Annotated in this window: 25 protein-coding genes and 3 pseudogenes; 21 read left to right on the top strand and 7 right to left on the bottom strand. The window is 35.4% G+C overall.

Annotation, left to right across the window (positions count from 1 at the left end):
• The first annotated feature begins 331 nt into the window (after positions 1-331).
• From EKL99_RS10215 to ftsY, 12 genes are all read left to right on the top strand, one after another.
• On the top strand, positions 332-574 hold the full coding sequence (locus EKL99_RS10215; RefSeq protein WP_126455093.1) for a hypothetical protein: 243 nt from the start codon (positions 332-334) through the stop codon (positions 572-574).
• Entirely contained in the window at positions 574-864 is a 291-nt protein-coding gene (locus EKL99_RS10210; RefSeq protein WP_126455091.1) for a type II toxin-antitoxin system RelE/ParE family toxin, read from the top strand. The genes EKL99_RS10215 and EKL99_RS10210 overlap by 1 nt, the downstream gene beginning before the upstream one ends.
• A gap of 3 nt (positions 865-867) precedes the next feature.
• Entirely contained in the window at positions 868-2,025 is a 1,158-nt protein-coding gene (locus EKL99_RS10205; RefSeq protein ID WP_126554366.1) for a glycosyltransferase family 2 protein, read from the top strand.
• A gap of 84 nt (positions 2,026-2,109) precedes the next feature.
• Positions 2,110-3,435 (top strand): dihydrolipoamide acetyltransferase family protein, encoded by a 1,326-nt coding sequence (locus EKL99_RS10200; RefSeq protein ID WP_126576891.1) that lies wholly within the window; start codon positions 2,110-2,112, stop codon positions 3,433-3,435.
• A 145-nt stretch (positions 3,436-3,580) separates the two neighbouring features.
• Complete coding sequence (locus EKL99_RS10195; RefSeq protein ID WP_126576890.1) at positions 3,581-4,357, top strand: 3'-5' exonuclease; 777 nt, start codon at positions 3,581-3,583, stop codon at positions 4,355-4,357.
• A 42-nt stretch (positions 4,358-4,399) separates the two neighbouring features.
• Positions 4,400-5,011: a fumarylacetoacetate hydrolase family protein gene (locus tag EKL99_RS10190; protein WP_126460317.1), complete on the top strand. Its 612-nt coding sequence runs from the start codon at positions 4,400-4,402 to the stop codon at positions 5,009-5,011.
• Positions 5,011-5,355, top strand: coding sequence for an Hpt domain-containing protein (locus tag EKL99_RS10185; RefSeq protein WP_126455081.1), 345 nt, complete (start codon positions 5,011-5,013; stop codon positions 5,353-5,355). The genes EKL99_RS10190 and EKL99_RS10185 overlap by 1 nt, the downstream gene beginning before the upstream one ends.
• A gap of 222 nt (positions 5,356-5,577) precedes the next feature.
• A complete protein-coding gene (locus EKL99_RS10180; protein WP_126561921.1) occupies positions 5,578-6,831 on the top strand; it encodes a CinA family nicotinamide mononucleotide deamidase-related protein in 1,254 nt (417 codons plus the stop codon).
• Between the two features lie 72 nt (positions 6,832-6,903).
• A complete protein-coding gene (gene rpmB, locus EKL99_RS10175) occupies positions 6,904-7,140 on the top strand; it encodes a 50S ribosomal protein L28 (RefSeq protein ID WP_126455077.1) in 237 nt (78 codons plus the stop codon).
• A gap of 27 nt (positions 7,141-7,167) precedes the next feature.
• Positions 7,168-7,350: a 50S ribosomal protein L33 gene (gene rpmG, locus EKL99_RS10170; protein WP_017495179.1), complete on the top strand. Its 183-nt coding sequence runs from the start codon at positions 7,168-7,170 to the stop codon at positions 7,348-7,350.
• 76 nt (positions 7,351-7,426) lie between these two features.
• Complete coding sequence (locus EKL99_RS10165; RefSeq protein WP_091205215.1) at positions 7,427-7,579, top strand: DUF4295 domain-containing protein; 153 nt, start codon at positions 7,427-7,429, stop codon at positions 7,577-7,579.
• Positions 7,580-7,706: 127 nt separating this feature from the next.
• Positions 7,707-8,687 carry a signal recognition particle-docking protein FtsY gene (ftsY, locus tag EKL99_RS10160; RefSeq protein ID WP_126460322.1) on the top strand — a complete coding sequence of 327 codons (981 nt, stop codon included), beginning with the start codon at positions 7,707-7,709 and terminating at the stop codon, positions 8,685-8,687.
• A gap of 188 nt (positions 8,688-8,875) precedes the next feature.
• On the opposite strand, the pseudogene EKL99_RS10155 reads toward ftsY, so the two are convergent.
• Positions 8,876-9,085 (bottom strand): annotated as a pseudogene (locus EKL99_RS10155) (serine hydrolase); the annotation flags it as partial.
• Positions 9,086-9,521: 436 nt separating this feature from the next.
• On the opposite strand from EKL99_RS10155, the gene EKL99_RS10150 reads away from it, so the two are divergent.
• Both EKL99_RS10150 and EKL99_RS10145 read left to right on the top strand, forming a co-directional pair.
• Positions 9,522-9,965: a hypothetical protein gene (locus tag EKL99_RS10150; RefSeq protein WP_126455073.1), complete on the top strand. Its 444-nt coding sequence runs from the start codon at positions 9,522-9,524 to the stop codon at positions 9,963-9,965.
• The gene (locus EKL99_RS10145; protein WP_126460325.1) at positions 9,946-10,242 is read left to right on the top strand and encodes a DUF721 domain-containing protein; all 297 of its coding nucleotides are present in this window, start codon (positions 9,946-9,948) and stop codon (positions 10,240-10,242) included. Before EKL99_RS10150 ends, EKL99_RS10145 begins: the two co-directional genes overlap by 20 nt.
• A gap of 129 nt (positions 10,243-10,371) precedes the next feature.
• On the opposite strand, the gene EKL99_RS10140 is transcribed toward EKL99_RS10145, so the two are convergent.
• Together EKL99_RS10140 and bshC are read right to left on the bottom strand one after the other, a co-directional pair.
• Positions 10,372-10,791 carry a nucleoside-diphosphate kinase gene (locus EKL99_RS10140; protein ID WP_126576889.1) on the bottom strand — a complete coding sequence of 140 codons (420 nt, stop codon included), beginning with the start codon at positions 10,789-10,791 and terminating at the stop codon, positions 10,372-10,374.
• Between the two features lie 85 nt (positions 10,792-10,876).
• Positions 10,877-12,520 (bottom strand): bacillithiol biosynthesis cysteine-adding enzyme BshC, encoded by a 1,644-nt coding sequence (gene bshC, locus EKL99_RS10135; RefSeq protein WP_126576888.1) that lies wholly within the window; start codon positions 12,518-12,520, stop codon positions 10,877-10,879.
• Positions 12,521-12,623: 103 nt separating this feature from the next.
• On the opposite strand from bshC, the gene EKL99_RS10130 reads away from it, so the two are divergent.
• Positions 12,624-13,907, top strand: a complete 1,284-nt coding sequence (locus tag EKL99_RS10130; RefSeq protein WP_126460332.1) for an MFS transporter — start codon at positions 12,624-12,626, stop codon at positions 13,905-13,907.
• Between the two features lie 7 nt (positions 13,908-13,914).
• Here EKL99_RS10130 and EKL99_RS14785 read toward each other — a convergent pair.
• Positions 13,915-14,019, bottom strand: a pseudogene (locus EKL99_RS14785) (T9SS type B sorting domain-containing protein); the annotation flags it as partial.
• 331 nt (positions 14,020-14,350) lie between these two features.
• On the opposite strand from EKL99_RS14785, the gene EKL99_RS10120 reads away from it, so the two are divergent.
• The 6 genes and pseudogenes from EKL99_RS10120 (at position 14,351) to EKL99_RS10095 (ending at position 23,302) form a co-directional block, all read left to right on the top strand.
• Positions 14,351-16,555 (top strand): radical SAM protein, encoded by a 2,205-nt coding sequence (locus tag EKL99_RS10120; RefSeq protein WP_126568392.1) that lies wholly within the window; start codon positions 14,351-14,353, stop codon positions 16,553-16,555.
• Between the two features lie 101 nt (positions 16,556-16,656).
• The gene (locus EKL99_RS10115) at positions 16,657-17,142 is read left to right on the top strand and encodes an acetyl-CoA carboxylase biotin carboxyl carrier protein subunit (RefSeq protein ID WP_126460338.1); all 486 of its coding nucleotides are present in this window, start codon (positions 16,657-16,659) and stop codon (positions 17,140-17,142) included.
• A 93-nt stretch (positions 17,143-17,235) separates the two neighbouring features.
• Entirely contained in the window at positions 17,236-18,678 is a 1,443-nt protein-coding gene (gene accC, locus EKL99_RS10110) for an acetyl-CoA carboxylase biotin carboxylase subunit (protein WP_126460343.1), read from the top strand.
• Positions 18,679-18,855: 177 nt separating this feature from the next.
• Positions 18,856-20,397 carry an acyl-CoA carboxylase subunit beta gene (locus EKL99_RS10105; protein ID WP_126568390.1) on the top strand — a complete coding sequence of 514 codons (1,542 nt, stop codon included), beginning with the start codon at positions 18,856-18,858 and terminating at the stop codon, positions 20,395-20,397.
• Between the two features lie 214 nt (positions 20,398-20,611).
• A pseudogene (locus EKL99_RS10100) lies at positions 20,612-20,890 on the top strand (aldo/keto reductase); the annotation flags it as partial.
• Positions 20,891-21,190: 300 nt separating this feature from the next.
• Positions 21,191-23,302 carry an ATP-binding protein gene (locus EKL99_RS10095; RefSeq protein ID WP_126576887.1) on the top strand — a complete coding sequence of 704 codons (2,112 nt, stop codon included), beginning with the start codon at positions 21,191-21,193 and terminating at the stop codon, positions 23,300-23,302.
• 130 nt (positions 23,303-23,432) lie between these two features.
• Here EKL99_RS10095 and EKL99_RS10090 read toward each other — a convergent pair whose 3' ends face one another.
• The 3 genes from EKL99_RS10090 to mmsA form a co-directional block, all read right to left on the bottom strand.
• Complete coding sequence (locus EKL99_RS10090; RefSeq protein WP_126563902.1) at positions 23,433-24,767, bottom strand: aminotransferase class III-fold pyridoxal phosphate-dependent enzyme; 1,335 nt, start codon at positions 24,765-24,767, stop codon at positions 23,433-23,435.
• Between the two features lie 107 nt (positions 24,768-24,874).
• Positions 24,875-25,360 (bottom strand): GNAT family N-acetyltransferase, encoded by a 486-nt coding sequence (locus EKL99_RS10085; RefSeq protein ID WP_126576886.1) that lies wholly within the window; start codon positions 25,358-25,360, stop codon positions 24,875-24,877.
• Positions 25,361-25,366: 6 nt separating this feature from the next.
• Positions 25,367-26,824 (bottom strand): CoA-acylating methylmalonate-semialdehyde dehydrogenase, encoded by a 1,458-nt coding sequence (gene mmsA / locus EKL99_RS10080; RefSeq protein WP_126515557.1) that lies wholly within the window; start codon positions 26,822-26,824, stop codon positions 25,367-25,369.
• Between the last annotated feature and the right edge of the window lie 54 nt (positions 26,825-26,878).

The following is a 26,878-nucleotide window of genomic DNA, read 5'->3' as shown; positions in this document are numbered from 1 at the left end:
ATGCATGCATTACTAAACATAACTTTTTTGCAAAAGTAATTCATTTATATTAGGTTTCAAGTTTTATCGTTTAAGTAATGTTAAAACTAAACATGATAACCTGTTTTTTAGGAGCGAATGACTTGGTTTTAGTTGGAACTAAAGGTCCAGCTTTCATTCTAAATGAAATTCACTGAACACCGATGAAAATATTAACTTGGTGAAGTACTCTTTTAGTCCTTAAAGAAAGAACAAAAAAAATTTTTCCCTTCCTTCGGGGCTAGTGGAGAAACATGTTTTTTTTTAATTTTCAATAAAATGACGTAAATTTGAGTGGTTAAAAATTTGTATCATGAAAACGGAGACTTTAAAAATCAGCATCACGCAAAGAATCTTAAGTATTAACGACAATAAGATTCTTAGTAAAATAGCAAAACTTCTTGATGAAGAAAATATAGTTGGTTATGACGCAGATGGAAACCCAATTTCTGAAAAAGAATATACTAAAGACATTCATGAGGCTTTACATCAATTGAATGAAGGAAAGTTAGAAACCTATTCTAGTGAAGATGTCAGAAAAAAAATTCTAGGTTAATGAGGGTGCTTTGGAGTAAAAAAGCATCAAATGAACTAGAAGCTATTTATAAGTACATAAAAAAAGAAAGTCCTCAAAATGCTATTTTAGTATTTAATGAAATTTATGATTTGGCAAATTCTCTGCCGAATTTTCCTTATAAATTTCCGGTTGAGCCAATAATTAATATCCAAAAAGTTAGATTTGTGGCCATTTGGAGTTTTAAAATTATCTATTCCGTAGAGAAAGAAAGTGTTGTAGTTTTGAGAATTTTCAACACGAAACAAAATCCCAAAAAACTAAAACAATAAGCTTTGCAACTATCCGTCATTATTCTCAATTACAACGTTCGCTATTTTCTGGAGCTCTGTGTTTTAAGCGTTCAAAACGCATTAGAAACCATTGACGGCGAAATTATTGTAATTGATAACAATTCTTCGGATGACAGTTGTGCAATGATGCAAAAGCTTTTTCCTAACGTAAAACTCATTCAAAACAAAGAAAATATTGGCTTTCCCAAAGGCAATAACATTGGGGTAGCCCAAGCGCAAGGCGAATACATTTGCGTTCTGAATCCCGATACTGTTGTTGCCGAAGATACGTTTATGAAAGTATTGGCTTTCGCCCAAAAACAATCGGATTTAGGAATTGTGGGTTGTAAACTCATCGATGGAACCGGAAGATTTCTGCCCGAAAGTAAACGTGGCGTTCCGACACCTTGGGTCGCTTTTACCAAAATCACAGGTTTATACAAATTATTTCCTGGAACATTCGGGAAATATTATGCGCAACATTTAAGTGAAAACCAAACCGGAAAAGTAGCCATTCTTGTGGGTGCTTTTATGGTTATGAAAAGAGATTTGTATCTTGAAGTAGCCGGATTTGATGAAGATTGTTTCATGTATTCTGACGATATTGATTTGTCGTATCGAGTCCTGAAAGAAGGAAGATTCAATTATTATTTCCATGAAACGACCGCAATTCACTACAAAGGAGAAAGCACGGTTAAGGATGAAACGTATATGAAACGGTTTCAGGAAGCGATGAATTTCTTCTACAAAAAGCATTTTAAAAGTGTTTTATTTTTCTCCCTTTTTATGAAAATTGGGATTGTCTTTTTTTCTTTGGCGAAAATGTTTCAAGGGAAACCAGGAATAAAAATCATTCCAAAATCATATCTTTTGTATTCAGCTAACCAAAAATTAGCAGATAAGCTCCATTTGGTTTTGCAAAAAAAAGTCCTGTTTCACGATTTGAAAACAGAAAAAATAGTAATTTCGTCTTCTGTTAAAAGTAAAATAGGTACAGAAATTATTTTAGATAACGAATTCATTTCTTTCAAAAAATGTATCGCAATTCTCGAATCTTCAAGGAATAAAGGATTTACCTTTAAAATTATACCAAAAAACGCTAATTTTTTAATAGGAAGTAATAATAGTAATGAGAGAGGTGAGATTATAGAAATAGAGTAGAAAATTACATTTAATGTAATTTATGTTTGAAATATTTAGTAATTTCGCAAACTGAAAATCAATATCACCTTTTAGGTTAACAATATGGCAAGATTTGAATTAAAACTTCCAAAAATGGGAGAAAGCGTTGCAGAAGCAACCATTACAAACTGGTTAAAAGAAGTTGGCGACAAAATTGAAGCGGATGAAGCAGTACTTGAAATCGCTACTGATAAAGTAGACAGTGAAGTGCCAAGCGAAGTTTCGGGAATTTTAGTAGAACAACTGTTTGGTAAAGATGATTTAGTTCAGGTAGGGCAAACTATTGCTATTATTGAGACTGAAGATGGAGCGCTTGTTCCAATTGTTAAAGAAGCTGTAGCTCCTGAGGTTATTGCTGAAGTAACAAAAATGGTTAATCCCGAAGCTTCAGGATCCAACGAAAGTGTTGCGACTCCGGTAGATTTGTCTTCCGATTACTCGGAATCTGAAAAATTCTTATCGCCTTTGGTAAAAAATATTGCTAAAGAAGAAGGGGTTTCTGTGGCTGAATTAGCAGCAATTTCGGGAACAGGAAAAGAGGGAAGAGTGACTAAAAATGATATTTTAGAGTATGTAAAAAACAGAACTAGTCAGCCTGTAGTTGCAGTTCCGGTGGCAGCAGTTCAAAAACCGGTTGCAGTGCCAGCAGCTCAAAAAGCAGCTCCGGTATCCGTAAGCGGTGGTGATGAAATTATAGAAATGGACAGAATGCGCAAGCTAATTGCGGGATACATGGTCGCTTCGGTACAAACTTCGGCTCACGTACAATCGTTTATCGAAGTTGATGTGACTAATATTGTGAAATGGAGAGAGAAAAATAAAGTTGCTTTCGAAAAAAGAGAAGGGGAGAAGTTGACGTATACGCCAATTTTCATGGAAGCGGTTGCTAAAGCGATAAAAGATTTTCCAGGAATGAATATTTCTGTGGATGGCGATTATATTATCAAGAAGAAAAACATCAACTTAGGAATGGCTGCTTCGTTACCAAACGGAAATTTAATTGTTCCCGTTATTAAAAATGCGGATCAGTTGAATTTAGTTGGAATGGCTAAAGCGGTCAATGATTTAGGAGGTCGTGCAAAAGCTGGAAAACTAAAACCGGACGATACTCAAGGCGGAACCTATACAGTTACTAATGTGGGAACTTTTGGAAGTGTTTTTGGCACGCCAATTTTAAATCAGCCTCAAGTGGGTATTTTAGCCCTTGGAGCAATCCGTAAAATGCCCGCTGTAATTGAAACCCCTGAAGGAGATTTTATCGGGATTCGTCAAAAAATGTTCTTATCACACAGCTATGATCATAGAGTGGTAGATGGAGCTTTAGGCGGTAGTTTTGTAAAAAGAGTCGCTGAATACTTAGAAGCATTTGATGTAAACAGAGATGTTTAAAAGCTAATATTTAGAATAAAAACCCGATTGATTTTTAAAAATCAATCGGGTTTTCTTTTTTTAAGATTTTATGAAACTTTAAACGGTGAACTTTAAATGAAATTAAACCCAAATTTCTATATTTGTAACCACACAAAAATTAAAAATGGAACTCAAACTCAATAAACCAATTTGTTTTTTCGATCTAGAAACCACAGGGATTGATATCGGAAAAGATAGAATTGTAGAAATCTCAGTTTTAAAAGTTTTTCCGAACGGAAATAAAGAAAGTAAAACGTGGTTGGTCAATCCAACAATCCCAATTCCACCTCAAACAACCGCTGTTCATGGCATTACTGATGAAAAAGTGGCCAATGAACCTACTTTTAATGAACTGGCCGCGCAAGTGTATAATATGATTAAAGACAGTGATTTAGCTGGATTTAATTCGGATCGTTTTGATATTCCGTTATTGGCTGAAGAAATGCTACGTGCCGGAGTAGATTTTGATATGAAAGGAAGGGTTTCTGTTGATGTGCAAACCGTTTTTCATAAAATGGAAGAGCGTACATTGAGCGCAGCTCACAAATTTTATTGTGGAAAAACGCTTGAAAATGCACACTCTGCAGCAGCAGATACCATGGCAACTTACGAGATTCTGAAAGCGCAACTGGATCGCTATCCGGAACTTGAAAACGATATGAAATTATTGTCCGAGTTTACAACAAGAAAGAAAATTGCTGATTTCGCAGGAATGATTGCTTTTGATAAGGATGAGGAGGAGATTTTTACTTTTGGAAAACACAAAGGAGTAAAAGTGGGTAAAATTCTGGAAACAGAGCCCGGTTATTTCAGTTGGATTCAAAATGCCGATTTTCCGTTGTACACCAAGAAAGTTTTAACGGCAATTAAACTACGAAAACTGAATAATAAATTAAGTTAATTTTTGAATCTTTCAATCATTAAATTTTTTAATTAATAAAAAATGAAAATAATCTGTATCGGTAGGAATTATACCAATCACATAGAGGAATTACAAAACGAGCGGCCCACGGAACCTGTGGTTTTCATGAAACCGGATTCAGCCGTTTTATTAAAACAACATCCGTTTGTAATCCCGGAATTTTCGGAAGAGGTGCACCACGAAATCGAAATTATAGTCAAGATAAGTAAAGTAGGGAAATACATCGAGCCTAAGTTTGCTCATAAATATTATGACGAAATTAGTGTGGGAATCGATTTTACCGCTCGGGATTTACAAGACAAATTAAAAGCAAAAGGGCTGCCTTGGGAAAAAGCCAAAGCATTTGATGGCTCGGCAGTTATAGGTGAATTTGTATCAAAAAATGAATTTAGTTCCGTAGAAAATATTACTTTTGAATTAAAGAAAAATAATGAAACGGTTCAAATGAGTAATTCGAGTTTGATGCTCTGGAAAATTGATGAGCTGATTTCATACGTTTCTCAGTTTTTCACATTAAAAATTGGCGATATCATTTTTACAGGAACCCCGGAAGGAGTGGCAGCGGTAAAGCCGGAGGACGTTTTAGAAGGATTTTTAGAAGGGCAACAACTATTTAGAATACAAGTAAAATAATGGCAATAAACTACAACCTGTCAAAAGTGTACGCACTGTCGGACAACGACCCTGAATTTGTAAATGAAATTCTGACTTTGTTTGTGACTGAAGTTCCGGCAGATCTAGAGCAAATTAAAGAAGGAATAAAAAAGAAAGACCACAAGCATGCCTATGCTTATGCACACAAAATAAAGCCAACCCTGGATTTGATGGGACTTAATGTTGCTTTTGAAGAAATTCTTCAAGTTGAAGCCTGGACAAAGACTGAAGGTAAAAAGAAAGAAATCAAAGAAACGTTTAAGAGTGTAAAAAATCAGGTGAAAGAAGCCATTAAAGAAATTAAAAAAGACTTTGATTTGTAAAATTTGGGCGTGACCACGCTTTCACTTACGTTAAAGCGTGGTCGGGCTATCCGTTGCAAACGAAGTTCACTGAACCCCTATTAAAATAATTGTTTAGGTGAAGTAATCTTCCGAAAAAACGGAAGGATTTTCACTGTTATCCCTCACGCAAAAAAAGGAATCTGCCAATTTACACTTTCCTTTTTTAAATACAGTTTTACAAAATAAGCAGCACCAAAAAAAATGAAAGCAACCATAGTTACCATAGGTGACGAAATTTTAATAGGCCAAATTGTCGATACAAATTCTGGTTTTATAGCCAAATCGTTAGATAAAATTGGTGTTGAAATCAACGAAATGATTTCGATTAGTGATGATAAAAAACACATTTTTGATACGTTTACAGCACTTCAAAACAAAGTCGATTTGGTTATTATAACTGGAGGTCTAGGGCCAACAAAAGATGATATTACCAAGAAAACATTTTGTGATTACTTTGAAGATGAATTAGTTGTTGATCAAAAAGTGTTAGCTCATGTCACGCAACTTATAGAAGGTTTTTATAAGCGAACCATTACGCAAATCAATAAAGATCAGGCGCTGGTTCCTTCGAAATGTACGGTACTTCACAATCAGGTAGGTACGGCACCAGGAATGTGGATGAAAAAGGAAAACACTGTTTTTATTTCGCTTCCTGGAGTTCCTTATGAAATGAAGTATTTAATGGAGCATGAAATCATCCCGAAAGTAGTTCGGGAATATGAGCGCCCTTATATAATTCATAAAACAATTCTGACCTATGGTCAGGGCGAGAGTCTGGTGGCGGAACGAATAGAGGATTGGGAAAATAACCTTCCTGTATTTATTAAGCTGGCTTATTTGCCTGCTCCGGGACGCGTACGATTGCGTCTTTCGGCACGTGGTACAGATAAAAATAAATTAGAGACTGCGCTACTTGAAAATGTAAACTTGCTGGACGCAATTATTCATGATATCATCGTTGGTTATGATGAAGACGAAACGATTGAAGTTGCAGTAGGGAAACTTTTGACCCAACAAAACAAAACCATAGCCACAGCCGAGAGTTGTACAGGGGGTAAAATAGCAACGCTTTTAAGTGCTGTTGCCGGTGCTTCCAATTATTTTGCAGGAAGTGTAGTTTCGTACTCAACCCAAGCTAAAATAGATGTTTTGGGTATTCCGGAAAGTCTGATAAAGGAATATTCCGCAGTCAGTAAGGAGGTAGCTTCTGCAATGGCTTTGAGCATAAAAAAGAGAATGAATACGGATTATGCAATTGCGACAACAGGAAATGCCGGACCAACAAAAGGCGACTCAGATGCAGAAATTGGCACTGTTTTTATTGCAATAGCAACACCAAAGGAAGTAATTGTTGAAGAATTCAATTTTGGTCAACCCCGTGAAAAAGTGATAGATAGAGCGGTAATAAAAAGTTTAGAACTAGTACAGAAAGAAATTTTAAAAAATGTGCAGTAAATATGTTGCTTAATAGGTTTATTTTTCTTTTCTTTGCACCCTGATTTTGAATAACGATAAAAGATAAGTATAATGTCAAGAGTTTGTGACCTTACAGGTAAAAGAGCGATGGTAGGAAATAACGTTTCTCACGCTATGAACAAAACTAAGAGAAAATTTTCTGTAAACTTAGTTAAAAAGCGTTTTTATCTTCCAGAAGAAGATAGATGGATTACTCTACGAGTAGCTGCATCTACGGTAAAAACAATTAATAAAAATGGAATCGCTGCAGTTTTGAAAAAAGCAAAAGCAGAAGGATTTATTAAATAATCCCTTCCAAAATAAAAAAATAGCAAGATGGCAAAGAAAGGTAATAGAATCCAGGTAATTTTAGAATGTACTGAACACAAAACATCAGGTGTTGCAGGGACTTCAAGATACATAACAACAAAGAACAAAAAAAATACTCCAGACAGATTAGAGATTAAAAAATTTAATCCAATCTTGAAAAGAGTAACTGTTCACAAAGAAATTAAATAATAATTAGAGATTTTAATAGAAATCTAGAAATGGTCACATTTAGAGATTTTATTTAAATTTAAATAACATTTGAATCATGGCAAAGAAAACCGTAGCATCGTTACAGACATCTTCTAAGAGATTATCAAAAGCCATCAAAATGGTGAAATCTCCAAAAACAGGTGCATATACATTCGTAGAATCTATTATGACTCCAGAATCAGTTGATGAATTCTTGAAAAAGAAATAATTTACAACAGCAGTATATAGAAAAGCTACTTTCATTCGGAAGTAGCTTTTTTATTTTCTATATTTACCATTAGAAATTGTATTTGTTCTTTGGACTTAAATACTTCATTCTTAATACTATTTACACAATGAGTTTTTTCAAAAGAATATTTTCAGCAGACAAAAAAGACCCGAGCCTAACCGAACAGGCGAAGCAAACATTAGATAAAGGTCTTGAAAAATCAAAAACAAATTTCTTTTCTAAGTTAACCAAAGCGGTTGCCGGAAAGTCAAAAGTGGATGAGGAAGTCCTGGATAATTTAGAAGAAATTCTGGTTGCTTCCGATGTTGGTGTCAATACGACTTTGAAAATCATTGAAAGAATAGAAAGTCGGGTAGCAGCAGATAAATATCTGGGAATTGAAGAACTCAATCTGATCCTCAGAGAAGAAATTGCGGCTTTATTATCAGAGACTAACTCCGGTGAAGCCACTGAGTTTGTAATTCCAACTCAGACTAAGCCGTATGTTTTGATGGTAGTGGGTGTAAATGGAGTTGGTAAAACTACTACTATTGGTAAATTAGCCTTTCAGTTTAAAAAACAAGGATACAACGTTGTGCTGGGCGCAGCTGATACTTTTCGGGCCGCTGCCATTGACCAGTTGCAAATTTGGGCGGATCGAGTAGGGGTTCCTATTGTTCGTCAGGATATGGGAAGTGATCCGGCTTCGGTGGCTTTTGATACCTTGCAATCCGCGGTGGCGCAAAATGCGGATATCGTTATCATTGATACCGCAGGTCGTTTGCATAATAAAATTAATTTAATGAACGAATTGACCAAAGTAAAACGAGTGATGCAAAAAATTGTTGGAGATGCACCACATGATGTACTGTTAGTTTTGGATGGTTCAACGGGTCAGAATGCTTTTGAACAAGCCAAACAATTCACTGCCGCTACTGAGGTTACTTGTTTAGCGGTTACAAAACTTGACGGCACTGCCAAAGGCGGTGTGGTGATAGGAATTTCAGATCAGTTTAAAATTCCTGTAAAATATATTGGTGTTGGAGAAGGAATTGAGGATCTTCAGGTTTTTAATAAATATGAATTTGTAGATTCATTCTTTAAATAAAAGACAATTATGGATTTTTCTTCTTTAAAAAATGTACCACCACTAAACCTTTATTTTGGGAGTATAGTTTCTTTTATAACGGCTAATCTTATTCGAGATATAAGTATCAGTCTGTATTATTTTTTGATACTTATGGGATTGGTTTTCTTTGTTTTAGGGTTTCTTAAACGTTTGAAAACCAAATAGATTTACTGATATAAAACACTAGTTTTCTGCTGTAATATTTCATCAAAATCAGATAAAGCTAAAGTTGGATTGTCAAGGTTTACCACCTCTCCCATTCTGATAACGACCATTTTCTTGCTCGGAATGACATAAATTTTTTGATCGTTTTTGCCTAAGGCCATAAACATGTCGGCAGGAGCTGTTGGTATTAAACTACCGTTGAATTCCAATTGGCGTGATGACCATTGAAATGATTTTCCATAACAATTCGGCCGTTGACAAGAATGATACTAGATTTTGTTACCCAAGTGGCGCCGGTTAGTGGAAGGAAATAGAGTGTATCTGTTGGAGTAGGCGTTGGTTCTGAAGTTTCAGAACTGTAGCTTATGCAAAATATTGTGAGGACGATACGGTAGATTATTTTTTACATTTCGCTCTAATTTAGTTCTAATTACCTTATGGTTAGTAATATATAAAATAGTTTAATGTGTTCTACTTTTTTTGTTTTCTGTGAATTTAATAAGAGTAACTTTGTTGTATGCAATTTAAGTATGGTTACTTCAAAATACCTAGCCCTGATTGAAGCGGAAATCCTTTTTTAGCCGTTTTTTCGGCGGATAAAAAGATTGAAGTGAAAAGCAGGAAATAGCTCCTAAAAATATTAATTATATGAAAAATACATTTAGCTTTCTTTTTATTGCATTCCTTTTTGTGGGATGCCAGCAAGAAATTATACCTGCTGATATTGCCAACATAAACGGCTATTGGGAAATTAAAAAGGTTGTTTTTGATAAGGGGGAAAACAAGGAGTATAAGATGAATGAAGTGTATGATTATTTTGAAGTTGACAAAAAGAATAAAGGGTTTCGAAAGAAAGTCATGCCACAACTAGACGGTACTTTTATGGTGAATGATGCGTATGAAAAGGTTTCAATTCGATTTGCAGATGACAAGGCGTTTGTGGATTATTCAACACCTTATATGAAATGGAGTGAGGAAATAATTGCAGTGTCAGCGGAAGAATTAGTATTACTGAACAAAGAAAAAACAGCATATCATTACAAGAAAGCAACACCAATAAATTTACTGGGCGATGGCAAAGAGACTAAATAATCAAAGTACGATAGGGGATGTTTTGAAACAAATTATCCAAGTAAATAAGCTGCAGCCCGGAATGGATCAAATGGACGTAAAATACGCTTGGAAAAACTTGATGGGTAACGGTGTGAACAGTTATACCAATAATGTAGTTTTGAAAGGAAGTACGTTGTATGTAGAGTTGACCTCGTCCGTTTTACGAGAGGAATTAAGTCATGGTAAATCAAAAATTGTGGCTATGATTAATGAGGAACTAAGACGAGATGTGGTGAAGGATGTGGTTTTAAGGTAATGATTTTAGATTGTTGATTAACGAATTTAGATTTCAGATTTTTGATATAAAAAAATCCCGTTTCAATTTTGAAACGGGATTTCTATTTTATTATAATTCGTAACTGTCAATTGCGAATGAAAACCGATACTAGAACTGCTCTCTTCCGGCAAAATGGAACGCACCTTCGATAGCTGCATTTTCATCGCTATCAGAACCGTGAACTGCATTTTCTCCAATAGAGGTTGCGTATGCTTTACGGATAGTTCCTTCAGCAGCGTCAGCTGGGTTTGTAGCTCCAATTAGAGTTCTGAAATCTTCAACAGCGTTGTCTTTTTCTAAAATAGCAGCAACAATTGGTCCTCTTGACATAAACTCTACTAATTCAGCATAGAAAGGTCTTGCAGCGTGCACTTCGTAAAAAGCTTGTGCATCAGCAACAGTTAATTGTGTCAATTTTAAAGAAACGATTTTGAAACCTGCCGTAGTAATCATTGCAAGTATGTTTCCGATGTGTCCGTTAGCAACAGCATCCGGCTTGATCATTGTAAAAGTTCTATTAGTAGCCATTTTTATTTTTTTTAATTTTATGCAAAATTAGCATTTTTTTATTGAATATTTTTACAAATATTGCACTCAAATAATCATAATTTGATTAAAGTACAATAATTTCAAATTTGTTGTCCAGCGGTTGGAGTTGGTTGATTAATGTAGGAATCAGTTTATCTCCGTATTCCAAATAAAATTCGGAAAAATTAGTTTGTCGTTCCTGTAAACTTTGGTTGGGAAACAGCTCATTTTGCAAGTAGGTGATGCGTTTTAAAACGTCACTTAGTTTTCTTTTTTGTGCTTTTAGCAATCGTTTTTCCAGATTTTCTAATCCTTTGTTTTGTTTTATTTCCTGGGCTTTTACCGCTCCAATAAAAGATTTATCGGTTTTGGTCGCAACATCATAAAGCTCCTGAAATTGTTTTTCCAATTGGATTTTGAGATGCGTTAAATCGACTGGGAAATCTGATAATTCTTTGGTTTTAGTAGGTACTAAATTCGCCTGTTTCGAAAATAAATTTTCCCAATTCAATTCTAATTTGTCTGCTTTTTTAGCTTGCTTTTCGGTTGCTAATAGTACGGAATTTCTAAGCAAAAGTATTGGAAAAGTTACTTTTGCAGCGGCAAAAAACGATTGTAGCTCTAGCCAATAGGCAATCTCTCCTCCTCCGCCAATGTAGCATAAGTTGGGGAGAATCACTTCTTGATATAACGGACGCATAATCACGTTAGGACTGAATTTCTCTGGATGATTTTCTAAAAGGGATAGAATTTCTGTTTCAGAAAACTCAATTTTAGTATGGTTTACTTTGTATCGATCATTTTCAAAGATGATGCGTTCTCTGATACTATCTTCAATATAAAACAAATTGATTTCACGAGGATTCACTTGAATCGTATACTCTTTTAATTTTTCGGCAGTTTCTAGTACTAATTTATGCGAGGATTGGTGTAGTAATTCTTCTTTTGCAAAAGGAATAAAAGCTCTTTTTAAGTCTGAATTATCCGCATCTAAAATGACTAAACCATTTGCACCAAATAATGCATTTGCCAAAAATCGTGTGGCATCGGCTAAATTATCGTGATTCAGATAAGAGTCTTTGAATAATTTTTTTAGAGTATCTGCATTCGTACCGGAACCTAATTCCAGCGCATATACTTCTAGAAAATCGGATAAACCTTTAGTAGACAATCGTCCAACAGGACCTGTACTTTCTTTGTTCCAACGGAATTTTTTGCCTTTAAAATTAAAATAATTGATTTCTTCAAAATCATGGTCTTCGGTAGCCATCCAGTAAATTGGGACAAAATTATAGGTGGGATATTTCGCTTTTAATTCGGTTGTCAAATTAATTGTCGAAATAATCTTGTATAAAAAATATAAAGGTCCACTGAATAAATTTAGCTGATGGCCAGTGGTTACAGTAAATGTATTTGGAAGGGCTAAAGTTTCAATATTTTGTTTTGTTAAAACAGAAGTTGAAATAGCCGAATATTGTTTTTTTAAGACTGAAACTAAAATATTTCTTTTATTGTCATTGACAATTTTTTTATCCATTTCGACTCCCTCTCCTTCGGGGAGGGCTGGGGAGGGGAAGTTATTTTGCTTTTCAAGGATTTGCTTTTCAAAGTTTTCCAGCGTTGGAAATCTATTGTATAGAGAATGTAAATTATTTTTTTGATCTAAATAATCGTTCATCAAAGAAGAGAAATATCCTGAATTTTGATAGCTGATACAGTCGGTTGGCATATGGAATTTTATTTGAGGCTAAATTACCGAAAAATATTGGAACTATAATATTTGTTACTTTCGAAAAATAGTATCAATTTTATCAAAAAAAATTAACAATTTTATGAAAGATAATTTAAAGCTTACGAATAAAAATTCTTTAAAACATGTTCTTTTTGGCAGTTTAATTGGTACAACTATAGAGTTTTTTGATTTTTATATATATGCTAATGCAGCAGTTTTAGTTTTTCCTCAATTGTTTTTTCCTTCAACAGATAATACTAATTCTGTTTTATTATCTCTTGCAACTTTTTCGATTGCTTTTCTTTCCCGACCTTTAGGTTCCGCAGTCTTTGGCCATTATGGTGATAAAATTGGACGTAAAACCACCTTAGTAATTGCATTATTAACAATGGGGATTTCAACTGTTTGTATTGGTTTTTTACCAAGTTATGCCAGTATTGGAATTACAGCTCCTTTATTACTTATGTTGTGTCGCTTTGGTCAAGGAGTTGGTTTAGGTGGCGAATGGGGTGGAGCGGTTTTATTGGCAATCGAAAATGCTCCGCCTAATAAGCGTGCTTGGTATGGTATGTTCCCGCAATTGGGAGCTCCAATAGGCTTGTTGCTTTCAGGTGGTACTTTCTTGATTTTGACAGACACAATGAGTGCCGAAGCTTTTCTGGACTACGGGTGGAGAATTCCGTTTATAGGGAGTTCGTTATTGGTTGTTGTAGGTTTCTATATCCGATTAAAAATTGATGAAACTCCTGCTTTCAAAAACTCTAAAAAAGAACAACAAGAGGTTAAAATTCCCTTTTTTACTTTATTAAAATTTTATAAAAACCAATTGATTTTTGGCACATTTGCGTCGATTACAACTTTCTTGGTTTTTTATCTCATGACGGTGTTCACGCTTAGCTGGGCAACGTCAGATTTAGGTTATTCCAAAAGGGATTTTCTATTGATGCAATTGTTTTCGGTATTGTTTTTTGCGCTTTTTATTCCTGTTTCTGCTTTAATTGCGGATTGTATTGGGCGTAGAAAAATGCTTATTTATGCAACGATAGCAATAGCTGTTTTTGGTTTTGCATTTTCATTTTTTTTAAATTCTGCCAGTTCGGTTCTTGTGACTTTGTTTTTATGTGTTGGAATGGCGCTGATGGGATTCACATATGGCCCATTGGGGACTTTTTTATCGGAACTGTTTCCTACAACGGTGCGTTATTCAGGGACCTCTTTGGCATTTAACATGGCAGGAATTATCGGAGCCGCTTTTGCCCCTATGATTGCGATTTGGTTAGCTACACAGTATAGCCTGACCTACGTTGGGTTTTACTTAAGTACGGCAGCCTGTGTCTCTTTATTTTCATTGTTGATGGTCAGCAAAAAAGAGCATAAGTTTTGATGATTTGCTATCGCTTCAAACTAAAATGACCTTTGTATTCATTTTCATCAGTTCTGGTTGCTGTATACCAATAATCACCTGATGGAAGTTGATGACCATTAAGACTTCCGTCACATGAACTATTTTTGAGTTAATTGTTTAATTCTTTGCTAGGTATATACCATCGCTTGCTTTCTTTAAATCGGCAGCATCATCATCATTGCAACCACGTAGGTTTTTGGCACAATCAAAACATTGACTTTGCATTGTAAATGAAAAAGGAAAAATTCGCTTCAGAAGTAAGATTTACAGCAAGATAAATATAATTAAATACCTATATATTACGTTGAAACTAAAAATAGCTTTGTTTTATATTTGAATCCAAAGAATAAATAATAATATGGACTTTTACTTTGGTGATAAGAACAGAATTATCCCTTATTTTTGCACAAAACTTATTTCTTTTGAAAACCAAATTATTCATCATCACGCCTCCGTTTACCCAACTCAACACACCGTATCCGGCGACCGCTTATATTAAAGGGTTTCTGAATACCAAAAACATTGAGTCTGTTCAGGCGGATTTGGGTATTGAGGTGATTTTGGAATTGTTTTCTAAAGAAGGTTTGCAAAATGTGTTTGCTATTGCCACAGCTAGGACCCAAAAGCTAACACCCAACTCCCAAAGAATTCAAGCTTTGCAAGATGAATATCTAAAAACGATTGATCCCGTGATTGCTTTTCTGCAAGGAAAAAATCCAACATTGGCGCTTCAAATTTGTCAGGAAGATTTCTTGCCGGAAGCGTCCCGTTTTGCACAATTGGAAGAACTTGATTGGGCTTTCGGAACGATGGGAACACAGGACAAAGCCAAGCATTTAGCGACTTTGTATCTCGAAGATATTTCAGATTTTATTGTCGAATGTGTAGATGCTAATTTTGGTTTCAGCCGCTATGCAGAACGTTTGGGACGAAGTGCGAATTCTTTTGACGAATTGTATGAAGCCTTGCAACAGGAACCAACTTATATTGATACCGTTCTTCTTTCTATTTTAAAAGAAAAAATAGAAACTATAAAACCTACATTATTCTTGATTTCAGTTCCGTTTCCAGGAAATTTGTACGCGGCTTTTCGTTCGGCACAATGGGTTAAAAAGCATTATCCCAATATCAAGATTTCGATGGGTGGTGGTTTTCCAAATACAGAATTGCGTTCGCTTTCAGATGCTCGTGTGTTTGAGTTTTTCGATTTTATTACTTTGGACGATGGGGAAATGCCAATAGAAGAATTAATCTCTAATATTGAATCCCGAAATTTCGGGACAGATTACAATTCTTATAAACGAACCTTTCTGTTGGAAGACGGAAAGGTAGTTTATAAAAATAATTCCCTGAAACACGATTACAAACAATCACAAGTAGGAACTCCGGATTATTCGGATTTATTTTTGGATAAATACATTTCGGTTATCGAAATTGTGAATCCCATGCACCGCATGTGGAGTGATGGGAGATGGAATAAACTTACCATGGCACATGGTTGTTATTGGGGGAAATGTACGTTTTGCGATATTTCTTTGGATTACATCAAAATTTACGAACCCGTGGCGGCCAATTTATTGTGCGACCGAATGGAGGAAATGATTGCCCAAACAGGTGAGAACGGATTTCATTTTGTAGATGAAGCGGCGCCTCCGGCTTTAATGCGGGCACTAGCTCTCGAAATTCTTCGTAGGAAAATAGCCGTGACGTGGTGGACGAACATTCGATTCGAAAAAAGTTTTACCAAAGACTTGTGTTTGCTACTTAAAGCTTCCGGTTGCATTGCGGTTTCTGGTGGTCTCGAAGTAGCTTCTGATCGATTATTAAAATTGATTGACAAAGGCGTTACGGTGGAGCAAGTGGCTAAAGTCACCAGAAATTTTACCGAAGCAGGAGTCATGGTTCATTCCTATTTGATGTACGGCTATCCTACGCAAACCATTCAGGAAACGATAGATAGTCTCGAAATGGTGCGTCAGTTATTTGAAGTTGGGGTATTACAATCGGGATTTTGGCATCAATTTGCTATGACGGCGCACAGTCCAGTAGGCTTGTATCCAGAGAAATTTGGTGTGACAAAAGAAACCGAAATCATTGGAACTTTTGCCAATAACGATATTAATTATACCGATGCAACAGGAATCGACCATGATAAATTCAGTTTTGGACTTAAGAAATCGTTGTTCAATTTCATGCACGGAATCTGTTTTGATTACGAATTGCAGGATTGGTTTGAATTTAAAATTCCAAAAACTAAAATTTCACCTGATTTTATTTTTGATGCTCTACAAGAAGACAATGATTTTAGCGTCAAACCCACTGCTAAAATCGTTTGGTTAGGCGGCAAACCATTTGTGGAACATTTTACCAAATCTAAAAAAGGAAATTCTTGGGAACTAATGACTTTGATATTTCATGATAAAAAAGAAAGTTTCAGTATTCAAACGAATAAAAGGGAGGGAGAATGGCTGGTAGAAATGCTACAGAAAATCGCTGTTTCGAATTCTAAAACTCACAGCTTTCAAGAAATAAAAATAGATTTCGAATCATATCTGGAGGACTTTGAATTGTTTTGGTACTCCAAACCAATTAAAACGCTGCGGGAATATGGGTTATTAGTATTATAATTTTATTTTTGATACCTATACTAAATTAGCATAAAACTTTCTTCATTGGTTTACGAAAACGTTTTCTTTTGCCTATTTTTACGACCATAAAATAAAAGCAAATGAGTATTGGTTATAAAGTTAATGTAAATGACACTTTTCATTTTGATTTAGAAAAGAAAAGTATTTCACAACTGGATGCAGTAAGTGTGGAAACGAATAAGTTTCATGTTTTGCACTCAAACACTCCTTATCAAGCGGAAATCATCACTTCTGATTTTCTTCAAAAAAGCTACACCGTAAAGGTAAACAATAACACCTACACCGTTGCCATTTCAAATCCTTTGGATGTTTTGATTAAGGAAATGGGATTCGAAGTAGGGCTTACCAAACAAGTCAATTTTATCAAAGCACCCATGCCAGGTTTAATTCTCGAAATCAGTGTGGTAGTAGGACAAACCGTCAAAGAGAATGACAACCTTATTATTTTAGGGGCCATGAAAATGGAAAATAGCTTTCTTTCTCCGCGTGATGGCGTTATCAAAACCATATCAGTAATGATGGGCGATGCCGTAGATAAAGGACAGTTGTTAATTGAATTCGAATAAAACACCACTAATTTAAAAGAAAATTTTAAGTTATACAACGCAATTGATTGTGAGAGAATTAAAATTAGCGAATCTGCGGTTAAAAAATATAAAATGAAAAAATTATTAGTTGCCAATAGAGGTGAAATCGCCATAAGAGTGATGAAAACCGCACAAAAAATGGGCATTAAAACTGTAGCAGTATATTCTACTGCCGACAGAAATGCACCGCACGTAAAATTTGCTGATGAAGCCGTTTGGATTGGCGAAGCTCCTTCTAATCAATCCTATTTATTGGGAAGTAAAATCATAGAGGTTGCGAAATCATTAAACGTAGATGCAATTCATCCCGGGTACGGATTCCTGAGTGAAAATGCTGATTTTGCCGAAGAAGCAGAGAAAAATAACATCATTTTTATTGGTCCAAAGTCGAAAGCGATCAAAATCATGGGAAGTAAATTAGCGGCGAAAGAGGCTGTTAAGCAATACAACATTCCAATGGTTCCGGGCTTTGACGAAGCCATTACGGATGTCGAAAAAGCGAAAGTGGTTGCCAAAAAAATTGGTTTTCCAATTCTGATTAAAGCCTCTGCAGGTGGTGGCGGAAAAGGAATGCGTGTGGTAGAGAGTGAAGCTGATTTCGAATCTCAAATGGATCGCGCCATCAGTGAAGCGATTTCCGCTTTTGGTGATGGTTCTGTTTTTATCGAAAAATATGTGGGTTCGCCAAGGCATATCGAAATTCAAGTTATGGCAGACAGCCACGGGAATGTGTTGTATTTATTCGAAAGAGAGTGCAGTATCCAGCGTCGTCACCAAAAAGTAATAGAAGAAGCGCCTTCTTCGGTTTTAACACCTGAATTGCGTAAAAAAATGGGAGAAGCTGCTGTTTTGGTAGCTAAATCATGTGATTATTTAGGAGCAGGAACTGTCGAATTTTTATTGGATGAAAATAATAATTTCTACTTTCTTGAAATGAATACTCGTTTGCAGGTAGAACATCCTGTTACGGAATGGATTACAGGAACTGATTTGGTTGAACTTCAAATCAGAGTGGCCAGGGGAGAAGCATTAGCAATAAAACAAGAAGATTTGAAAATAAAAGGGCATGCAATGGAATTACGTGTGTATGCCGAAGATCCGATGAATGATTTCTTGCCGAGTGTGGGGAATTTGGAGGTGTATCAATTGCCAGTTGGCCAGGGTATTCGTGTGGACAATGGTTTTGAACAAGGCATGGACATTCCTATTTATTACGATCCTATGTTAGCCAAATTAATTACGTACGGCGAAACCCGCGAAGAGGCCATTCAAATTATGCTCAAAGCCATTGAAGATTATCATGTGGAAGGCGTACAAACAACGTTGCCTTTTGGGAAATTTGTTTTTGAACACGAGGCATTTCGTTCCGGGAAATTTGACACGCATTTTGTAAAGAACTATTACAATATGGATGTATTGAAAAATCAAATGGAGCAAGAAGCCGAAATCGCTGCTTTGGTGGCGTTGAAACAGTATTTTGAAGATCAAAAAATCGTACGCTTACTAAACTCTTAAAACGTCAGTTCGAGTTGAGCAAAGGTTTTAAACAAAAAACCTTTGGGAAGTATCGAGAACTTTACATTTAACAAGGCTTCTCGATACAATTTTAAACATTAAAGCTATCGCATTACTGTTCAAAACCACTCGAAGTGACGAAATTTTAAAAAACAATAGTATCCAATTAAATAAAGTATGGAATCTAAAATAAAAACATTAAACGATAAAATTGCTGAAGCTCATTTGGGCGGCGGTAAAAAACGTATCGAAAAACAACATTCTAATAAAAAACTATCGGCAAGAGAGCGCGTCAATTATTTGATGGATGAAGGCTCTTTTGAAGAAATCGGGATGTTAGTTACCCATCGAACGTCTGATTTTGGAATGCAAAAAGAACTGTTTTTTGGAGATGGTGTCATTACCGGATACGGAACTATAAACGGTCGATTGGTCTATATTTTTGCGCAGGATTTTACCGTTTTTGGGGGATCATTATCTGAAACTCATGCCGAAAAAATTTGTAAAATTATGGATATGGCAGTCAAAATGGGCGCACCCATGATTGGCCTGAATGATTCTGGTGGGGCACGTATTCAGGAAGGTGTTCGTTCGTTGGGTGGTTATGCTGATATTTTTTATAGAAACGTACAAGCCAGTGGCGTAATTCCGCAAATCTCTGCAATTATGGGTCCCTGCGCTGGTGGAGCGGTATATTCACCAGCCATGACTGATTTTACGATGATGGTTGAAGATACCAGTTATATGTTTGTAACAGGCCCGAATGTCGTGAAAACAGTAACCAATGAAACGGTGACTTCAGAGGAATTGGGAGGGGCAAGCACGCATTCTACGAAATCCGGTGTGGCGCACATTACTTCTGCTAATGATGTGGAATGTCTGGAAGATTTGAAACGCTTGTTGAGTTATTTACCACAAAGCAACAAAGAAAAAGCACACAATTTACGGTATGAACTCAATGATGAGGTTCGTCCCAAATTAGCGACTATTATTCCGGATAATCCCAATAAACCGTACGATATGCACGAGGTAATTAGCGGCATTATTGACGAAGATTCGTTTTATGAAATTCATAAAAACTATGCCGAAAATATCTTGGTGGGTTTTGCTCGATTGGGAGGAAAAAGCATTGGGATTATAGCCAACCAACCGATGATTTTAGCGGGTTGTCTGGATGTGAACAGCTCGAAAAAAGCAGCTCGATTTACTCGTTTTTGTGATTGTTTTAATATTCCGTTATTGGTTGTAGTGGATGTGCCGGGGTTTTTGCCGGGAACGGACCAAGAATGGAATGGAATTATCGTTCACGGAGCGAAATTATTGTACGCTTTAAGCGAAGCGACCGTGCCACGAGTTACGGTAATTACACGTAAAGCCTACGGTGGTGCGTATGATGTGATGAACTCGAAACACATTGGTGCCGACATGAATTTTGCTTGGCCCAGTGCCGAGATAGCTGTGATGGGAGCCAAAGGAGCCTCTGAAATTATTTTCAAGAAAGAAATCAATGAGGCCGAAGATCCTGCCGCTAAACTTTTGGAAAAAGAAGCTGAATATGCGAATTTGTTTGCGAATCCGTATACCGCAGCACAACGTGGTTTTGTGGATGAGGTAATCTTACCGGAAGACACCAGACGCAAACTGATAAAAGCCTTTAGCATGCTAGAAAATAAAGTTAGTGTTACTCCAGATAGAAAACACGGGAATATTCCGTTGTAGTATTTTTTTAAGAAATGAAAAAACCACCTGATTATTTTAGGTGGTTTTTTAGTTTTACATTTAATATCAAAAACTAGTTGGTGTTTTGGGGGATCATTTGACGTTTTAGTATCTTTCAATCGGACTATAAAAATTAAATTAGAATTTGGCTAAAAAAACAACTAGATGAAATAGGACAGATGTGGAAAAAGTGATTTGTTACTGCCACAAATTTCTTTTTTATTCGAATCGTTTTGATCCGGAAACGCTATTGGAGGAAACCATGATGGCGCTGGATTACGCCGTACGAAGCGGAAAAGCATTGTATGTGGAAATTTCTAATTATACAGCAGCGCAAACTAAGGAAACTACTGAAATACTGAAACAATTGGAGACACCCTGCTTTATTCATCAAGTGAAATATTCCATGTTTGCGTGGCAACCAGAAGCGGGATTATTAGATGTTCTCGAAGACAAAGGAGAGGGTTGTGTTGCTTTTTCTCCTTTGACACAAATGACATTGGCTTGGTTGCTAAAAGAGAACCGAATCACTTCTGTTTTGACAAGGAAAAAAAAATAATCTTTTTTTAATTCTGAAAAAAAATGAAAAGTTGCCATTTAAAAGGGATTTAAGAAAGATTAGAATGCTTTTTTAAAAGTATACCGCTGATAAATAAGGTTTTATTATAAAAAAAATACTTAGTTTGAAGTGGCTTATTTTTTTTACTGATAAAAATGGTTAACTTGCGGCATAGAAAAAAACTGATATGTCTTACAAAAGTAGGCTGTGTTTTAGTTTTATTCGAGTGATTCCATGAAAAGATTGATTAGATTAAATACGTACTATAAACTACTGATGTTGATACTTTCGGCAAGTATTTTCTTTTTTGTAATTTACATCACCTTATATCTTTATACTATTCAGGAAGAACGAAATTTTTATAAAACCACTTACAATCAATACGATAAAGAAGTGAGATCTTTGTTTAGACTCAATTCTAAAACCACTACCGCCACCATTATTGATGTTACCCATTGGGATAATTTGGTTAGTTATACTATAACAAAAGATGCAAAATGGTATGATAAATATATTCTAAGCGAATTTGAATTTTATAATGCGGATTATGTTGGGGTGTATGGCCTTGACAAAAAAATAATAAATAAAACAGCTTCCTCTAAGATTAAAAGCCTTGACTTTATCCCAAAAGAGATGATGACAGTGCTTTATAAATCGAAACTAAAAAAATTCTATATTAAAATTCCAGAAGGAATTGTCGAGGTTTTTGGTGCAACGATTCATCCTTCAATAGATCCTAAAAAGAATAAAACAGCTCCGTCCGGTTACTTTTTTATAGCTAGACTTTTAGATAAGCCTTTTTTGAATTCTTTAGGAAATATAAGCAGTTCAAAAGTTAATTTAGTTCCGGCGCATCGTACGGTTCTTGAAGAAAGTGATTTTGTAATTGTAAGTTTAGATCTGAAAGACTGGAAAGATGACGTTGTGGCTACATTGCTTTTCAAAAGGCCGTTCAATTTGAATTATAAAAATTCAAAAGAAATTCTTTTTATTGTGGTGCTGGTTTCTTTATTGAACATTTTTATTTTTGTGTATTATACAAAACGATGGGTTTATAATCCACTAAAATTAGTCAAAAGTATTCTAGAAACAGGTAATGTTAAAGCGATAGCTTCGTTAAGAAAATTCAAAGGAGAGTTTGGGTATATAGGAAATCTTTTTGAAGAGAACAGCAATCAAAGGCGACAATTAGAAATATCCAAACAAAAGGCGGAGGAAAGCGATACCTTAAAATCTTCTTTTTTGGCTAATTTATCGCATGAAATCAGAACTCCTATGAATGCCATAATGGGATTTAGTGATTTGCTAACGGATGCAAATTTGACAGAAAGTGAGAAATTGGAATATTTAAAAATAATAAAAAACAGTGGGAACAACCTGGTTTCAATAATTGAAGATCTTATTGAAATGTCTAAAATTGACGCCAAGCAAATTACACCTAATTATAAAGGATTAGACATTGAAAAATGTATGACAGAGTTGTATGATTCCATCAAAGTTACGATTCCTAAAGATAAAAATATTCAATTTTATATTCTTGAAAATTCAGCTAAAATTACAGAAAATATTCTTACTGATGAAACGAAACTGAAACAGATTATTGTGAATTTAATTACAAATGCGGTAAAATTTACCGATAATGGATTTGTTGCTTTTGGATACACAGTCCACAAAGAAAAAGGAATTTTAGCGTTTACTATTGAAGATTCAGGGATCGGTATGAGTACAAATCATCTGAAAGTAATATTTGATCGTTTCCGAAGAATTGAAGGGGACGGCACTACTGAATTAACGGGATTAGGTCTTGGTTTGTCCATCTCGAAGGCGTATGTAGAGATGCTGGGTGGGGAAATAACAGTGACATCTACAATTGGAGTAGGATCTGTTTTTACATTTTCGTTTCCATTAAAATTTGATCAGACTGAAAAAGACATTGTGTCAAGTAAGACGATATCTTTTTCAGGAAACCAGGAGAATGAAATAATTTTAATTGCTGAAGATGATACTATCAATTTCTTGTTGTTAAAGAAAATTATTGAGTCAAAAAACCATACAGTTTTGCGTGCTTTTAATGGTCAGGAAGCAGTTACTATTTGTACCGAAAATCCGGATATCAGTTTGGTTTTTATGGATATAAAAATGCCTATTTTGAGTGGTTATGAGGCTTTTGAAAAAATAAAGTTAATTAAACCGGAACTTCCGGTCATAGCCCAGACAGCGTATTCATCCGCAGAAGAGAGAGAAAAAATAGTTCAGTGCGGCTTTAATGACTACATTACAAAACCTTTGGACAAGGAAAAAGTCTTTGCGCTATTGGATGTTATTTTTATGGAAATTAATTCCTAGAATTATCTGAGGAGTTCCTCTTGTAACACTTTTTGGTTTTTTATTCTCAACCTCTAATGAAAGGCATAAGCCAAATTCTTTTGTCGGCTTTTTTCGGTCATATACTAAATTTTCTTGTGGAAAAAATGTATTAATTCATGTGCTCGTCTGCTATTTTTAAAGCTTCAGAAATAATTGATAAACCTTCGTCAATTTCAGTTTCGTTAATCATTAATGGTGGTGCAATAAAAATATAACCCCAGCGAACAAAGGTATATAATCCTTGCTCTCTTAACTTGGCACTCACTTTGTTCATAACTTCCATTTCGACAGCATTAGCATTGAAAGGAGCCATTAGTTGATATGGTTTTTTACTTTTCACAATATCCAAACAACCCAATAATCCTTTGTTTCTAAAATCACCCATTGAAGGATGTTGGGCACGCATTTTGTTAATTTGTTTTTCCATGTAAGTACCCATTTTGACTGCGTTTTCTATCAAATGATCACTTTCGTAAATATTTATAACGGCAAGTGAAGCTGCGAGAGCCACTGGATGTGAATTATAAGTCAATCCCAACCACAAAGGGGAATCGTCATATTTTGCTGCAATTTTATCCGATACCATCAAACAACCTAAGGGTAAATAAGAAGAAGTCAGACCTTTGGCCATACAAATCATATCTGGAATGATGTCGCTATGTTGAAAACCAAACCATTTTCCGGTTCGGCCGAAACCACTCATTACCTCATCGGCAATAAATAGAATTTCATATTTTTCGCACAAGGATTTAATCCCTTTTAGATAGCCTTTTGGATAATGCAAGCAACCTGATGACCCACTTTCGCCTTCAAAGACAAAGGCTGCAATCGTGTGCCCGCCTTCATACCGAATGATTCTTTCTACTGAATCAAGGCTCCATTTTAATTTCGTTTCTTCGTCTTGATCACTCAAACCATAAAAATCGTAGGGATCATCTAGGTGAAAAATATTAGTGGCTTGTTGGGCATCACTAAAAAGTTTTCTAGGATCTCCGCCTAAAGTCATACTGGCAGAAGAGTTTCCGTGGAATCCTCTATATCTTCCAAAAATTTTGTGCTTTCCAGTGTATAAACGAGCCAGTTTTATTGCATTTTCGATTGATGAAGCGCCACAAAGTGTAAAAAAAGCTTTGTTTAAATCACCGGGACAAATTTCGGCAAGTTTTTTTGCTAAACGCGCCCGGATTTCTGTAGTGCAAGATGGGGTCACATAACTCACTTTTTGCATTTGTTCGACAATTGCATCTGTGACCCGCTGGTCGCCGTGACCAATATTTACTGACATTAATCCGCTGGAGAAATCAATTATTTTTTTTCCTCCAACTTCATATAAATAAACGCCTTCGGCTCTTTCGATAGGGATTGGATTTACATTTTTTTGAGCAACCCAAGTAAACAAACTGAATTGTTTACTATCACTTATTATTTGTTCTTTACTTAACATTATATTTAAAATTTTAGTTTCAATTGGTTAGACAACAAAATCATAAAGTAGGACAGAATTTGCATCTTATAAATTTCGTTCGTTCATGTAAGCTTTGTGCAATTGTATTATTTTTCTATTAAATTAGACATGATTTGTTCATCTATGAATTTGTTCATGCTTTTTAAAAAAGTATAGTTTTTCAAAATTCCTTCTTTTGTGAAACCTACACTTTTATATAGCTTTATGGCTTTCAAATTATGAGTGTCGACACTCAATTCAACTCTGGAAACGGATTTTATTTTACATATATTAATGATTTCTAACATCATTTTTTTTCCAAATCCTTTTCCAAAATAATGAGGATGAATAGCTACTCCTCCCAGATACATAATGTGGCTATTTCTGTGCTTTTGTCGGATGAGTTTACACATTCCAATAGTTTTTGAATCTTCTTTATATAGATATAAAATTTCTTCTTTTAGCAAGTCATTAAATATAGGTCTAAAACTTTCTGAATCCATTATTTCGTAGAGCAAAAAAGGGTTTACTTCTGGATGCATGTATAATTCATAAATGAATAAAAAATCGGATGCTTTAACTTTTTCTATCATAATTATTTAACTCATCCAGTTGGTTCCAGCTTCGGGATTCCATTTCGTGGTTGTTTTCTTTTCTTTCGTAAAAAAGCCAATAGCGCTTTTCCCTGTAATATCTCCAGAACCAAATCTTGATTCATTCCATCCACCAAAACCAAAAGGTTCTCTGGGAACAGGAACTCCAATATTTACCCCGCACATTCCTGCGGAAGCATTTTCGGTTACATAATTTGCTAAACCGCCGCTTTGTGTAAATACGGAACACGCATTTCCATAAGGATTTCCATTTTCAATTGCTAAAGCTTCATCAATTGTACTAACACGAACAATGGTTAGAACTGGTCCAAATATTTCCTCTTTTGCAATTTTCATATCAGCAGTTGCGTAGTCAATAATCGTTGGCCCGACATAAAAACCATTTTCTTTTCCCATAACTATCGTATTTCTGCCATCCAAAACGATTTTGGCACCTTGTTGTTCGGCTTCAGTGATATATAACTCAATCCTTTCTTTGGCTGCTTTCGAAATTACGGCACCTAATGTTGTACCACATTGAATTTTATTGGCGTCTTTAATTAATTTACCCAGTATCACATCGCAATTTCCAACAGCGATTAAAGTTGCAGCCGCCATACAACGCTGCCCGGCACAACCGCTCATAGAAGCTACAATATTAGAGGAAGCCATTTCGGGATTTGCATCCGGTAATAAAATGATGTGGTTTTTTGCTCCGCCAAGTGCTAAAACCTGTTTCAAATTTTGACTTGCTCTTTGATATACTATTTTTGCTACTTTCGTGGAGCCGACAAAAGTTATGGCTTTAATATCCGGATGATCGCAAAGATTTTCAACTGTAGATTGTGTACCATTAATGATATTGAATAAGCCATCAGGAAGTCCGGCTTCTTTCAAAAGTTTTGCTGTATATTGACTGCTGATTGGTACCGCTTCGGAGGGTTTCAAAATAAAAGCATTTCCAAGAGCCAAGGCATTTACAATAGTCCAATGCGGAACCATGCTTGGGAAATTAAAAGGAACGATAGAAGCAACGATCCCCAAAGGAACTCGGCTTGAGGAGCAATAAACACCTTTACTAACTTCCATGTTTTCTCCATTTACAAATTGAGGCAAAGCACAGGCAAATTCTGTAAGTTCGATGGCTTTATCAATTTCAGCTTTGGCTTCCCCATGAATTTTCCCGTTTTCGAGGTAAATAATTTCGGTCAGTTCCTCTATGTTTTTTTCTAATAATTGTTTGTATTTATAGAAAACCTGGACTCTTTCTTTTAAGGTAACTTTTTGCCAGGCTTTTTGAGCTTTTTGAGCAAAAGCGATAATTTCATTCAAATCATCCACGGTAGATTCTTTGAAAGTAGTTAATTCTTGACCATCTAAAGGGGAGATAATAGTATGAATTTTGCTGGAGCTTCCTGATTTAAACGCTCCATTTATAAAATTTTTTACTTCATTAAATATCATAATTAATTTATTTTAGTTTTTCAAATGTACACTTTTAAATAAAAATTTAGTAAT

It is taken from the genome of Flavobacterium sp. ZB4P23, assembly GCF_003970375.1.
GTDB lineage: Bacteria > Bacteroidota > Bacteroidia > Flavobacteriales > Flavobacteriaceae > Flavobacterium.
The sequence above is the reverse complement of the archived record's forward strand: the minus strand, read 5'-3'. Positions and strand labels throughout refer to the sequence as shown.